This is a genomic window from Nonomuraea sp. NPDC049625, from assembly GCF_040675285.1.
Taxonomy (GTDB): Bacteria; Actinomycetota; Actinomycetes; order Streptosporangiales; family Streptosporangiaceae; genus Nonomuraea; species Nonomuraea angiospora_A.
The window spans coordinates 356,734-369,992 of sequence record NZ_JBFAOQ010000008.1 but is presented as its reverse complement, the minus strand read 5'-3'; the positions used below and the strand labels follow the sequence as shown (position 1 = coordinate 369,992).

Here is a 13,259-nt window from a genome sequence, read left to right as displayed (position 1 = left end):
GAGGCCGCCCAGGAGACCGCGTCGAACGAGCTTGGCCAGGCCGTTCATCCGGTCGACGTTCGCACCCCTGTTACACGGGAACTCGTGCTCAGTGATCGTCGCAGCAGGCAGTTCGGGCTCCCTCGAGCTGGGCGGGGTCGTTCCACCAGTGGCTCGCCGTGCTCTGGTGGACGGGGACGCGATCCTTGACCTTGCCGGCAGGTGCGGAGGCCGCAGGTGTCGCCTGGCCGGTGGTGGTGGAGGACGGGTAAGGCGCGAGAAGCTGCTCGACGGTGTGGTGTCTCCCGCCGACGACGACGGCGGTGACGTTGGCGGCGTCCTCGATGCGGGACAGCGGGTCTCCGTCGATGATGGCCAGGTCGGCGTACATGCCCTTGGCGATCCTGCCCAGCGGGAGGCCGAGGTAGGCCCCGGACGTGCTGGTCGCGGCGGTGAGAGTTTCGCGCGGGGTCAGGCCGTACTTGACCATGGCGCGCAGGTTCATGTGCAGGCTGATCCCGAGGTGATCGATCGGCGCGTCGGTGCCGGCGGTGACCACGCCGCCGCCGCGGATCATCGCCGTGAGCTGCGCGACCTGGTTGGCGAGGTTCGTCCGGACCACCTGGACCGCCGTCGGGTCGGCGGTCTGCGCCGTGGTGACCGTCGCCCGGAGCTGCGCCATCCGCCAGTTCGGGTAGAGCCGGCGAACCCGTTCGTCGGTGACCAGCGAGGTGTCCTCCCTGTAGAGGGTCGAGGAGTTGAACAGGGTGGGGGTTCTGGCCATCTTCGAGGCGTTGAACATGGAGATGACGTCCGAGTAGGCGGAGCCGACATTCGTGACGGTGCGTGAGTAGCCGAACCGGTTGGTGGCGCCGACGTGCTCGGTCTGGTCGCCGCCCATGGCGATCGCCGGGTAGTGGTAATGCGAGCTGACCGGCTTGCCCTGGCGGTGGGCCCAGTCGATGACCTCCCTGTGCCAGGCGACCGGCAGCCGCACGTAGCACTTCATCATGTCGTAGTCGAGGGCGGCGGCCCGCTGCAGTTCGAGCCGCAGTTGGTCGTGGGAGTACGTCGGGCGCATGAAGTTGTAGTAGATGCGCGCCCCGTCGATGGCCTCGCCGGTGCCCAGGTAGCGCGGTGCGAGCCGGGCGCCGGACTGCACCGACTCGCGCTCCTCGACCATGTGGTACGCAGGTGAGCCAGGTGAGCGCGTCGTGGTGACGCCCAGGGCGAGCCACAGCGGACCCTGCCGCGATCCGTACGCGTAGCCCTGCATTTCACGGTGATGGTGGATGTCGATCAGGCCGGGCATGACGAACCTGTCGCGGGCGTCGATCCGGGTGCCGGGCCTTCCGTCCCGGTGCGGCTCGACCGCGGTGATGCGCTGGCCTCGTACGATGATGTCGACGTCACGGACGACGCTGCCCGAGACGCCGTCCCACATGCGGCCGGCGTGAATGACGACCTGATCGGGGCCGGTGTCGTTGCGCCAGGTCAGCCGCATCGGAATCGACCGGGCGGGCTTGCCGTCGAGGCGCACACTCTTGAGACGTCCCTCGTTCAGGTAGAGGAGGGTGGCCGAGTCGCCTGCCCAGACGGGGGCGTCGGTGACCTCCCGGGTGACCTGACGGGCGCTGCCGGTGGGCCGTCCGGTCCTGTCGACGGGCAGGACCCACAGGAGCGATTCCATGGCGAAGGCGAGCATGGTGCCGTCAGGGGACCAGACGGGGCCGTCGTCACCACGCGTCTGCAGGGATCGGTGCGGCGCGGGGTCGATGTACGTGCCGGCACCCGTGGCCCGGTCGACGAGCAGGATTTTGGACAGTCCCTCACGGTAGCGTCGTGAGTACGGCACCACCGCGGCCAGCGCAAGGGTTCTGCCGTCGGGTGACCAGGTCGGGCGGCCTGGTTCGAAGGTGGCGTCGAAGACCTTCTGGATGTCTCCGGTGGCGACTTCCACGACCCACAGGGCGCCGTCCTGGTCCAGGTAGGCGATCTCCCTCCCGTCGGGCGACCACCGGACCGACAGGGCGGCGGAGTCGGTCAGATGGGTCACCTGCCGGTCGGCGCCGGTGTTCAGGTCGCGGATCCAGACATTGAGGGTGCCGGTACGGTCGGTGACGAACGCCAGTTGCCGCCCGTCCGGGGAGAAATCCGGGTCGGCTTTCCACCAGCGGTCACGGAAAAGCGGTTCCGGCGTGCCGCCGATGCGCATCAGATAGATGTCGTTGAGCGCGCGGAAGGCGACGGCGGACCCGTCCGGGGACACGGCCGGGCTGCCGATTCCGACGACGGGGAACGACCCGGGCTCGTCGAATACGCGGACCCTCTTCTTGTACTTCGGCGTCGTCGTCGTCAGCGCGGCGGTGAAGCCGATGGTGCCGACGGACGCGGAGTTGAGGCGGCGGACCTTGATGGTGCCCGCGGAGGTGTAGTAATAGCGTCCGTCCGGGGCGAACCGGGCACGGAACGGGAACACCTCCTCGCCGGTGACGAGGGCGCCCGCCGTGCCGGCCAGATCATTGGCGCCCGAGTGGAAGAGGTGGTAGGCGAGGTCGGTGCCGTTCGGCAGCCAGGACGGCTGGTGAATGACCTGACCGGCGGGCACCGTGACCACGGTGCTGCGCGTTCCGGTGGCGACCTCGATGACGTCGATCCTGGTGTCGGCCACGACGAACGCGACCTTGCTCCCGTCGGGTGACCAGGCCGGCTCGTACTCCTCGGCGGAGCTGTCGGTCAGGACGCGGCTCGCTCCGGTGGCGACGTCGAGCAGGTGGATCCCGTAGCTGCCCCCCGCATCGGAGGAGTAGGCGATGGTGCGCCCGTCCGGGCTGTAGCGGGGCTCTCGATGATCGAACGGGCCGGTGGTCAACTGCGTGATCGCGGACCCGTCGGGCCGGATCGTCCACAGGTTGAAGACACCGTCGCGGTACGACTGGAACACGATGGTGGATCCGTCCGGGGACCAGTCGGGCTGGGCGACGTCGTACAGATCGCTGGTGAGCCTGCGGGCGGTGCCCCCGGAGGCGGAGCAGACCCACAGAACACCGAGCAGGTCGAGGGCGAGCAGGCGGCCGTCGGGCGAGGGCGCGACGCCGAAGTCGGTGCCGGAGGCGACGGATGTCTTACCGGTGTCCCCCGCTACGCCGGCCCTCGCCGGTGAGGCCGGGGCGAGCACGGTGGCGAGGACGGCACCGCCACCTGCCAGGACGGCCCGGCGGGACGGGCGTGACATCGATCCGGAGGTGGAGGCGCTGGGGGGAACCGGTGAGTGAGACATCGGGGCTTTTCACTCCACTATTCACACATGGTCAGACAGCCATCGAGCTGACACCCTCCTTCGGAGAAGGCGTCAGTGAACGGCTGAACGTGATGACGCGCTGTTCATGGTCCGAGGCGAAACGCGTTATCTGCCTGGCGTTCGTCCAGTTGATCATCGCCACCACCCGCCAACTCATCGAGCAGAGGCGGGCTGATGTGCTCATTGAGGGCAGTGGGACCTGCTTGACTAAAGTATGTGCATAGGAATGTACATACGTCGGTCAACAGAATTGGTCAAGAGGGGCGGGTGGGACGGGATCGCGTCGTGGGTCTGCGTCGGACCGGACGGCCGGGCTGAACTCGATCGGGCTGCGCACCTTGGATCGACGACCGCCACTGCTGCAACCATCACGGCGCACACACCGCGCTGAATGGTCAACCACCCGGCGGTAGGCGACTCCCGTCGTCGGCGTGTCCGCTCCTGCGTGGTCAGGTCCTGAGCCGAGGGTTCCGGACGTTCGATGCGGGTGAGGTTGCCGCGTATTTTCAGGCAGATGCCCGCGCTGCATGGGTTCGCCAGCAGGTGATGACGGTTCGTGATGGTCGACCTTGCGACCAAAGATCGCTACCCCATTGAGGGAACGGACGGCCGGTAAATGGATGGCGGACCATCACGGCCTGTCCCTACACTCGGCCTCATGTCTACGCCCCGAATTTCCTAGCCAGGACACCCGCTTCCACGCCACCCGTGTGTCCTCTAGCAAATCCGGAGTGTAGTCCTATGCTCACCCTACGTGGCGTCGACGTACGTGCGGGCGCCCACCTCCTGCTGTCCGGCGTCACCGCCCACGTCGCCCCCGGCGACCGCGTCGGCCTGGTCGGCCGTAACGGCGCCGGCAAAACGACCCTCATGAAGACCCTTGCCGGAGCGCTCCCGCCTGCGGCCGGCGAGATCGTCCGCACCGGCCCCGTCGGCTACCTGCCGCAGGACCCGGCCGCCGCCGACCCGGCCGTCACCGTCCTCGACCGCGTCCTGTCCGTTCGCGGCCTCGACCAGGCGGTCCGCGACCTGCGGGCCGCCGGGGCCGCCCTGGCCGAGCACGGCGACGAGCGGGCCATGGCCCGCTACGTCCGGGTTGAGGCCGAGTTCCAGGCCCGCGGCGGGTATGCGGCTGAGGGTGAGGCCGCCCGCGTCGCCGCCGGGCTCGGCCTGCCCGACCGGGTGCTGAACCGGCCGGTGGGCGACCTGTCAGGCGGGCAGCGCCGCCGCGTGGAGCTGGCCCGGGTGCTGTTCGCCGAGCCCGGCGTCCTGCTGCTCGACGAGCCGACGAACCATCTCGACGGCGACTCCATAGCCTGGCTGCGCTCTTTCCTGGCCGGCCATTCCGGAGGCCTGGTCCTCATCACCCATGACACCGGGCTGCTGGCCGACGTGGTCAACCGCGTCTGGCACGTTGAGCACGGCGCACTGGAGGCGCGCAACACCGGCTGGCACGCTTACCTCGCCGACCGCGAGGCCGACGACCGTCGCAGGACGCGCCTGCGGTTCACCGCCGAGCGCAAGGCCGCAGCGCTTCAAGCCCAGGCCGGCCGCATGCGCTCCAACGTGGCCACCGCGACCCGGGCCAGGGACATGGCCCGGCGCGCGGAACGCATGCTCGCCGAGACTCCCCCGCCCCGCGTCGCCGAGAAGGTCGCCCGCATCCGGCTGCCCGAGCCCGCGCCGAGCGGCCGCACGCCGCTCGGCGCGATCAGCCTGGCCAAGTCGTACGGCGGGCGGCCGGTGCTGGCGGGGGTGGACCTGGCCGTCGACCGGGGCAGCCGGCTCGTGGTCCTGGGGCTCAACGGCGCGGGCAAGACCACGCTGCTCAGGCTGCTGGCCGGGTACGAGCGGCCCGACTCGGGACGGGTCGTGCACGGGCACGGGCTGCGGCTGGGCTACTTCGCCCAGGAGCACGACACGCTCGACCCGGCGCACACGGTCGGGCGGCACCTGGCCGGCGCCGCCCCGCACCTGAGCGACGGCGAGGCCCGGACGGTGCTGGGGTCGTTCTTGTTCAGCGGCGACGACGTGGACAAGCCCGTCCGGGTGCTGTCGGGCGGGGAGAAGACCCGGCTGGCGCTGGCCGGGCTGGTCAGCTCCCAGGCCAACGTGCTGCTGCTGGACGAGCCGACCAACAACCTCGACCCGGCCTCCAAGGCCGAAGTGCTGGCGGCAGTGGCCGCGTACCGGGGTGCCGTGGTGATGGTCACGCACGACCAGGAGGCCGTCGCAGCGCTTCGGCCGGACCGGGTGCTGCTGCTGCCCGACGGGGTCGAAGACCTGTGGAACGACGGCTACGCCGATTTGATCGCCCTGGCCTGATCACGCCGGCTCCTCGGTCACGGTTTCGATCGCCATCCTGGGCACCTCGGCTGTGAAGGCGCCGTCCCGCCGGTACACGACCGGCCGGGGCGGCGGTTGCCGTCAATCCGCAGGGCACCTTCCGACGTTCGATCCGCCCCTCCGGCGGCAGGACGGTGTGCGCGGCGGGGTCTTGGCCACCGTCATGCCCGCGCCCGCGAAGATGCTGATGTACGTGGCATCTCGATCGCGGATGAGGAAGCGGAAGGAGTCGAGCCGCTCGCCGAGGTCCGTGAGCAGGTTACGGGCCTGCTGGGCCGTCCAAGCGCCGGCAGGGTGGCCGGCGTCACCAGTCGATGAGCCCGCCCACGAGGTTTTCCACGATCCCGTCGGGGTCGGTCAGGAGCAGCTGGTCGCAGGGGTCATAGACCAGCCGCAGCTCATCCCCGACCCGCTCTCAGGAGATGCCTTTGAGTTGTGGCCTCATCGGAGATGGGTTTTGGCAACACAATGGCAGCTGTGTGCATGGATCTCGCACGGAAGCAAATTGCCGCTGTCGGAGGGGTGGACTAGCCTCGAACTCGTGATCTTGTCCGGTGTCCGATTCCTCCTCCTCGGTCCTCTGGAGATCATCGTCGAGGGCCGGCCCGTCCACCTGACCGGCAGGCAGCGGGCGCTGCTGTCGGCCCTGCTCCTGGACACCGGCGGTGTGGTGTCCGTGGAACGGCTGGCCGACCGCCTCTGGGGCGACGATCTGCCGCCCTCCGCCCCGGCACGGCTGCGCGCGCTGATCGCGGAGCTCCGCCGGGCGCTCAGCCCCCACGGACGCGACGTCGTCCTCACCCGGAGCCCGGGATACATGATCCCCGCCAAAGCGGCCGCGGTGGACGCCGAGGAGTTCGCCTCGCTGGTGGAGAACGCACGGCACGCGGCCGGGGACGACCGGCACCAGGCCGCGCTGGATCTGTACGATCAGGCTCTCGCGCTGTGGCGCGGCGACCCCTTCGCCGATCTGGCCGACCCGGTCGCCCAGGCCGAGCGGCACCGGCTCGAGGAGCTCAGATGCGAGGCGGCCGAGGGCCACGCCGCCGCGCTGCTCGGGATGGGGCGAAGCCGGGCGGCCATCGCCGGCCTGACGCGGCTCGTCGCCGAACAGCCGCTCCGTGAGCGGCCCCACGCGCTGCTCATGCGGGCACTGCGCGACGACGGCCGGCTCCCCGACGCGCTGGAGGCCTACCGGGACTTCCGGACGAGGCTCGTACACGAGGTCGGGGTGGAACCGAGCGGAGAGCTGCAGCGGCTTCACCAGCGCCTGCTCGAGGAGCAGGAGCCGACGGCCGAGACGGTCAGGCGGGCGCCCGTGCCGCGCCAGCTGCCGCCCGTCACCAGCCGCTTCGTGGGCCGTTCCGCGGAGCTGCGGCGCATGGAGGCCGGCCGGGTGACGCTCGTGGTCGGTCCCGCCGGCGTGGGGAAGAGCGCGCTGGCGATCCGGTGGGCACACCGCGCGAGCGATCGCTTCCCCGACGGGCAGTTGTTCCTCGACCTGCGGGGCTTCGACCAGCGGGAGCCGATGTCTCTCCCCGAGGCGCTGCAGCTGCTGTTGCAGGGGCTCGGCGCGGCGGTGAAGGACATACCGGTCGAGCTGGACGCTCAGATCGCGCTCTACCGCTCGCTTCTGGCGGGACGGCGGGTGCTGGTGGTCTTGGACGACGTGGCCGACCCGGAGCAGGTACGCGCGTTGCTGCCCGCGGACCCCGGATGCCGGGCCGTCATCACGAGCCGCAACCGGCTGGGCGGCCTGGTGGCCATGGACGGGATCGAGCGCCTCACACTGGACGTGCTGGACCACGAGGAGGCGCACCAACTGCTCGCCCACGGCATCGGCGAGGACTGCCTGCTGCGGGAGCCGGACGCCGCCGAAGAGCTCGTGGCGCTCTGCGGCCGGCTGCCGCTGGCGCTGTCCATAGCCGTGTCCTGGATCGGCGACCACGGGCACCGGATGATCGGCCATTACGTCCACCAGCTCGCGGACCGGGGGCGGCTGGTGAGGTTGCGTGTGGAGGGCGACGAGAGCGTGGCCGTCCAGGCGGCCCTCGACCTGTCGCACAACGCGTTGCCGCCGGCGGCGCAGCGGATGTTCCGCCTGCTCGGACTGGCGCGGGGGAGCGGTATCTCTCCTGCGGCGGCGGCCGCCCTGACGAGGACCAGCCGCGAGCGCGCGGAGGACCTGCTCGCCACGGTGGTGCGGATCCACCTGATCAAGGAAACGGGGCCGCACCGTTTCGCCGCCCATGACCTGGTGCTGGAGTACGCCGCACAGCGCAGCCTCGCCGAGGACGCCGCGAGCGAGCGGCGGGCCGCCGTCCAGCGGCTGCTCGACTACTACCTGACCACGGTCATCGGCGCCACCGCGGCGGCCGGCTTCGAAGTCGCGGAGCTCGCCTACGACGGGGCTCAGCCGGAGGCCACGCCGACGACCTTCGAAGTCGCGGAGCTCGCCTACGACGGGGCTCAGCCGGAGGCCACGCCGACGACCTTCGACGCCGCGGCCGACGCCCTCGACTGGCTCGACACCGAGTGGGACAACCTCGTGGCCGCCGTGTCGTACGCCGCCGCGCACGGGCCGCGGTCGTACGCGTGGTTGCTGGTCGAGGTCCTGACGGACATCCTGCACCACCGGCGGACCCGTGGGGAGTGGCTGCGTCTCGCGCAGATCGCGCTGGCCGCCGCCGAGGACGAGCGGAACTTCAGAGGGCAGGCGGCGATGCACCATTCGCTCGGACTCGCCCGATGGCGCATGGCCGACCTCAAGGACGCCATGGATCACTACGAGCGCGCGCTGGCGCTGTCGCGCCGGGCGGGCTGGCCGCTGGGCAAGGCCAGGGCGCTCCAAGGCTGCGGCGTGGTGCTGAAACAGCAGGGTGAGCCGCACCAGGCCATCCCGCGTTATCGGCGGTCGGTGGAGATCCATCACGCGCTCGGGTCGGTGCGCGGCGAGGCGGGCGGGCTGAACAACCTGGCCTCGGCCTACCTCATCCTCGCGCGGCTGGATCGCGCCGAGGAATGCCTGCGGGCTTCCCTTCCCTTGACCAGGGAGTCCGGCGACCGGCATCTCCAGACGCTGACACTGGTCAATCTGGCTCTGGTGCGCAAGAGGCAGGCCCGGTTCCCCGAGGCGCTGGAATCCCTGGAGGAAGCGCTGGCCCTGGCCGAGGCCGACGGGTTGAGGTACGCCGAGGCGGTGACGTACGAGACGTTCGGCTTGGTGCACCGCGACGCCGGCCACTACGAGCGGGCGATCGACGTCTTCGGCCGGAGCCTGGCCATCGCCGGGGAAGTCGGGAATCGGCGGTGCCAGATCGCCTCGCTGACCGGCATGGCGGGAGCGGAGCTGGAGCTCGGCAACGCGGACAGCGCGGACAGCGCGCTCACCCGCCTCGACGCCGCGCTGGACCTCGCCCAGCACACGGGCATCGACCTGGACGAGGTGTTGCTCGGCCGCGCGGAGTTCCATTACCGCCAAGGCAGGTACGCGACAGCGTGGGACGAGGCGGACCGGTCGCTGACGCTGGCGCTTACGTCCAATCTGCTGAACGTGCCGCGGCTGCACGGCCTGCTCGCCGCCATCCACCTGGCGGTGGGTGACGTGGAGCAGTGCGTCGAGGCGTGCGAGCAGGCCCTGCAGGAGGCGCGGCGATCCGGACAGCGGCTGGACTACGCCCGCGCCCTGATGACACTCGGCCATGTCGTGAAAGGCACGGAGCGCGAGGAGTCCCGACGCCTTTGGGGACGGGCCCATGCCTTGTTCACGGACATCGGCGCACCGGAGCGGTCCACGTCCGCGGCACTGCTGGGTCAAGCGCCCGAGGCCCTCTGAAACGGCCTCATCGCGCCGGGCTGTCGTTCAAGAACGCTGATCTGGTGGCGCACGGCAAGGATCTCGACGTCCTTGTCCCGATCGCCCATCGGCGGCAACCACAGCGCGGCGAAGGCGTTCGTTACGGTCAGGTAGGCCAGGCGAAGGAGCATGGCCGATCATCATGCCGCACCGGCCTCCCTATCCTGGGAGGAGAAGCTCGCGTACGCCACTCGAAGCCCTCACAGAGGCATGACCTGGACGGATGCAATTATCGGCAGGCACAAGGTCCCGTCCATCGTCGTGGAACGTCCCCCCGATCATGCTCCCGATCCGCATGGACGCCCTTTTCGGGCCATGCAAAGAACATTGCTTTGTGTCTGAAATATCAGAAACCTGGCCCCTCTTATCGTTGGGTGGGAATTTAATTTCGACCGTTGCGCCGTAATTCGGAAGACCAGATCATCGTGATCATCATCGTTTCGGCCGCAGGGCTGGAGAGGGAGACATCATGATGGGTCTCGTAGATCGTCTGCTTGCACGCGTCGCCCACAAGGTGACCGTGGAAGCCGCCTGCACCAACACCTACTACTGCAAGGACGGGGTCAAGTACCTCCGTTCTTGCTGCCTCGACCAGGGGTGCCAGACGGTCAGGGTCGGCACCTGCTGACGCGGTCGGCATAGCACCGCGGGCGGCGGCCGGCCGCCGCCCGCGCACCGGTTGAGGCGCGCGGATCGCCTCGCTTGGCCTGCTGGTGCCCGGTGGCTCGCCAGCGCTCGATGGGACGGCCGCTGCAGCCGCCACGGGACAGATCCGGGCGAACCTGATCGCGCCCTTCGACGACATCGTCGATCTCTTCGTGAGGAACCCCTGATGCCCTACCTGACCGCCGCTGTCGTTCTCATCGGCGTGCTGTGCGTGTTGAACCTGCTGCTCACCCTGGGCCTCGTCCGCCGGATACGACAGCTGAGCGAGAAGAATGTCCAGCATGCCGGGCCTCCGCTCGTGCTGGGTCCCGGCTCAACCATCGGAGAGTTCGCCGCCGTCACCGTCGACGGCGAACCGGTGTCCCACGACTCGATCGCCGGGCTGGTCGGGTTCTTCTCCGCCGGATGCGAACCCTGCCACAAGCTCCTTCCCCAGTTCGTGACGCACGCCCGCGCCCTCGGACGGCAGAACGTGCTGGCGGTGGTCGCCGGGGACGACGCCGAAATGGTGGCAGCACTCACGCCGGTGGCCCGGGTGCTCGAGGAGGACTTCGACGGCCCGGTGGCCGGCGCGTTCCAGAACACATGGACGCCGGCGGTCTACCTTCTCGGCTCCGATCATCGCGTCGTCGCCGCAGGCGGTCGCCTGGAGGACCTCCCCGTCGTGTCGCCGGCATGAGCGGCGGCCAGATCGGGGTGCCCGGGGCGCGCAGCCCGGTTGGACTGCGGGAACTGGTCTCGGCCGCGGTGGAGGCCGTGTCTCTGACCTGGCGGTCAGCCTCAGGAGGGGTGACCGGCTATGTCTTCGTGACGTTCGCTGGGGCGGCGGCCCCGATTGTCACCGCATGGCTGACCAAATCGGTCATCGACCGGCTGGCCACCTCCGAAGGCGCGGTCGCGGGGCTCGCGCTCGGGCTCGCGGCGGCGGGGCTGTCCGCCGCCGCGCTTCCGGGGGTCAGCCGCTACCTGCGCGCTCAGACCGGCCGCCGTGCGGGAGCCGTCGCGACCGACCGGCTCTTCGCGGCGGCCGAGCGGCAGGTCGGTCTCCGGCGTTTCGAGGATCCGGTGTTCCTCGACCGGCTGCGCCTGGCGCAAGAGGGCGCCGGGATCACGGCCGATCTCGTCAGCGGATTGTGTGGAAGCCTGCACGGCGTCTTGTCCCTCATCGGGTTCGTGGGGTCCCTGCTGATCCTCAGCCCCGTCATGACCGCGCTGGTGCTGCTGGCCGCCATCCCGGCGCTTGTCGCCGAACTACTCCTGTCGCGCAGACGGGCCGCCATGCAGTGGGACACCGAGCAGATCCACCGCCGCGAGTTCTTCTACAGCCGGCTGCTCACCGGCGTGCAGGCCGCCGTGGAGATCCGGCTGTTCGGCATCGGCGCGTTCCTTCGCGCACGGATGATGACCGAGCGGCGCGAGGCCGACGCCGCCGAGAGCCGGATGGACCGCCGGGAACTGCTCACTCAGGGCGGACTGACGGTACTGAGCGCGGCCGTCGCGGGCGCCGGGCTGTGGTGGGCGATCATGGCCGCCCGTCAGGGCTCACTCAGCGTCGGCGACGTCGCCATGTTCGTCGCGGCCGTCGGTGGTGTGCAGGCCGCGCTGGACACGCTGGTCTCCTCGATCGCGTCCTTCCACCAGCAGCTCCTCACCTTCTCTCATTACGTCGCGGTGACCAGGGCCGAGCCTGATCTGCCGAGCGTGTCGGAGGGGACGGCTCCCGTGCTGCGCCGGGGCCTGGAGCTGCGAGACGTCTGGTTCCGCTACGACGACGATCATCCGTGGGTGCTGCGCGGCGTCGATCTGGCGATTCCACACGGCCGTTCGGCCGCCCTCGTCGGGTTGAACGGCGCGGGCAAGAGCACCCTCATCAAGCTTCTGTGCAGGATGTACGATCCGACGCGCGGCCAGATCCTGTGGGACGGCGTGGATCTGCGGGACATCCCGCCTCCCGCGCTCCGCGAGCGGATCAGCGCCGTGTTCCAGGACCACATGAACTTCGACATGTCCGCCGCCGAGAACATCGGGCTCGGCGACCTGTCCGCTCTGGACGAGCCGGCCCGAATCAGAGCGGCAGCCGTCCGCGCAGGAGTGCACGACACGCTCTCGGGGCTGCCGCGCGGCTACGACACGCTGCTCACGCGCATGTTCTTCTCCGAGGCGGACAAGGGCGATCCGGAAACGGGGGTGGTGCTTTCGGGCGGGCAGTGGCAGCGTCTGGCACTGGCCAGGGCCCTTGTCCGCGATGGCAGGGATCTGATGATCCTCGACGAGCCCAGCTCCGGCCTCGACCCGGAGGCCGAGCACGAGGTCCACACCCGTATTCGGGAGTACCGGCAGGGTCGTACGAGCCTGCTGATCTCCCACCGGCTCAGCGCCGTTCGGGATGCCGACCTCATCGCCGTACTCCACGATGGGCGGATCGCCGAGTTGGGGCCGCACGAGGCACTGCTCTCCGCGGACGGCCACTACGCCCGCCTGTTCCGGCTCCAAGCCGCGGGATATCAGGAGTCGCGATGACCTGGAGCAGGCTGTTCCTTTTGGCAGGCGGCGTGCTGGCGCTGGGAGCCTCGCTGTGGTGGATCCGCCGACGCTACCTGGTCGCCACCGTCGACGGGCCGAGCATGGAACCCACCCTGCGCTCCGGGGACACGCTGCTCGTCCGCAGGACGAAGCTGGTCCACGCGGGTCAGATCGTGGTCGTCCGGATCGAGGACCCACCGCCCATCGATGGGCTGCCGCCGGGTCTGGAACCGGGTGGCGAGGACGAGTTGCCGGAGAAGCCGGATCATCCCGGTTGGCGGTTGCTCGTAAAGCGGGCAGTCGCGGTTCCCGGAGACCCCGTACCGAGACAGGGCTTTCCAGCGTTTCGCGACGCGCCCGAGACCGTCGTGCCCCGGCATGCCCTGGTCGTGCTGGGCGACAATCCGGACGCCAGCTGGGACTCCCGGGACTTCGGTTTCGTGCGAGGCGACGAGTTCGTCGGCGTGATGGTGCGCCGCCTGGCACCGCCCTGACCGCCTCGGTCACGGCGCGGGAAGTGGTCAGCCCTAGGAGGGTCCTGAAGATCTTGCTGGTCTGGCCAGACTGGGATCGGGGATTCAGACTCAG

The 13,259-nt window shown here is 69.9% G+C and carries 8 protein-coding genes; 6 read left to right on the top strand and 2 right to left on the bottom strand.

Features of this window, described 5'->3' with window-relative positions; all coding sequences use genetic code 11:
* Positions 1–88: 88 nt before the first annotated feature.
* Positions 89–3,214: an amidohydrolase family protein gene (locus AB0J87_RS33690; RefSeq protein WP_363971681.1), complete on the bottom strand. Its 3,126-nt coding sequence runs from the start codon at positions 3,212–3,214 to the stop codon at positions 89–91.
* Between the two features lie 807 nt (positions 3,215–4,021).
* Between AB0J87_RS33690 and AB0J87_RS33685 the strand changes: the two genes are divergently transcribed.
* Positions 4,022–5,605, top strand: coding sequence for an ABC-F family ATP-binding cassette domain-containing protein (locus AB0J87_RS33685; protein ID WP_363971679.1), 1,584 nt, complete (start codon positions 4,022–4,024; stop codon positions 5,603–5,605).
* Between the two features lie 562 nt (positions 5,606–6,167).
* Positions 6,168–9,461 (top strand): BTAD domain-containing putative transcriptional regulator, encoded by a 3,294-nt coding sequence (locus AB0J87_RS33680; RefSeq protein WP_363971677.1) that lies wholly within the window; start codon positions 6,168–6,170, stop codon positions 9,459–9,461.
* On the opposite strand, the gene AB0J87_RS33675 is transcribed toward AB0J87_RS33680, so the two are convergent.
* Entirely contained in the window at positions 9,440–9,613 is a 174-nt protein-coding gene (locus AB0J87_RS33675) for a hypothetical protein (RefSeq protein ID WP_363971675.1), read from the bottom strand. The two genes, AB0J87_RS33680 and AB0J87_RS33675, sit on opposite strands and share 22 nt — an antisense overlap.
* Positions 9,614–9,951: 338 nt before the next feature.
* Here AB0J87_RS33675 and AB0J87_RS33670 point away from each other — a divergent pair, with 338 nt between their 5' ends.
* The 4 genes from AB0J87_RS33670 (at position 9,952) to AB0J87_RS33655 (ending at position 13,165) form a co-directional block, all read left to right on the top strand.
* Positions 9,952–10,110 (top strand): hypothetical protein, encoded by a 159-nt coding sequence (locus AB0J87_RS33670; RefSeq protein ID WP_185067519.1) that lies wholly within the window; start codon positions 9,952–9,954, stop codon positions 10,108–10,110.
* A gap of 204 nt (positions 10,111–10,314) precedes the next feature.
* Positions 10,315–10,827: a hypothetical protein gene (locus AB0J87_RS33665; protein ID WP_363971672.1), complete on the top strand. Its 513-nt coding sequence runs from the start codon at positions 10,315–10,317 to the stop codon at positions 10,825–10,827.
* Positions 10,824–12,668: an ABC transporter ATP-binding protein gene (locus AB0J87_RS33660; RefSeq protein ID WP_363971670.1), complete on the top strand. Its 1,845-nt coding sequence runs from the start codon at positions 10,824–10,826 to the stop codon at positions 12,666–12,668. The genes AB0J87_RS33665 and AB0J87_RS33660 overlap by 4 nt, the downstream gene beginning before the upstream one ends.
* Positions 12,665–13,165, top strand: coding sequence for a S26 family signal peptidase (locus tag AB0J87_RS33655; protein WP_363971669.1), 501 nt, complete (start codon positions 12,665–12,667; stop codon positions 13,163–13,165). Before AB0J87_RS33660 ends, AB0J87_RS33655 begins: the two co-directional genes overlap by 4 nt.
* The last annotated feature ends 94 nt before the right edge of the window (positions 13,166–13,259 follow it).

Excerpts from the sequence above, each read along its gene's own strand:
- AB0J87_RS33690 (WP_363971681.1), bottom strand. The coding sequence starts at position 3,214 with ATGTCACGCCCGTCCCGCCGGGCCGTCCTGGCAGGTGGCGGTGCCGTC.
- AB0J87_RS33685 (WP_363971679.1), top strand. The coding sequence starts at position 4,022 with ATGCTCACCCTACGTGGCGTCGACGTACGTGCGGGCGCCCACCTCCTG.
- AB0J87_RS33675 (WP_363971675.1), bottom strand. The coding sequence starts at position 9,613 with ATGCTCCTTCGCCTGGCCTACCTGACCGTAACGAACGCCTTCGCCGCG.
- AB0J87_RS33670 (WP_185067519.1), top strand. The coding sequence starts at position 9,952 with ATGATGGGTCTCGTAGATCGTCTGCTTGCACGCGTCGCCCACAAGGTG.
- AB0J87_RS33665 (WP_363971672.1), top strand. The coding sequence starts at position 10,315 with ATGCCCTACCTGACCGCCGCTGTCGTTCTCATCGGCGTGCTGTGCGTG.
- AB0J87_RS33660 (WP_363971670.1), top strand. The coding sequence starts at position 10,824 with ATGAGCGGCGGCCAGATCGGGGTGCCCGGGGCGCGCAGCCCGGTTGGA.
- AB0J87_RS33655 (WP_363971669.1), top strand. The coding sequence starts at position 12,665 with ATGACCTGGAGCAGGCTGTTCCTTTTGGCAGGCGGCGTGCTGGCGCTG.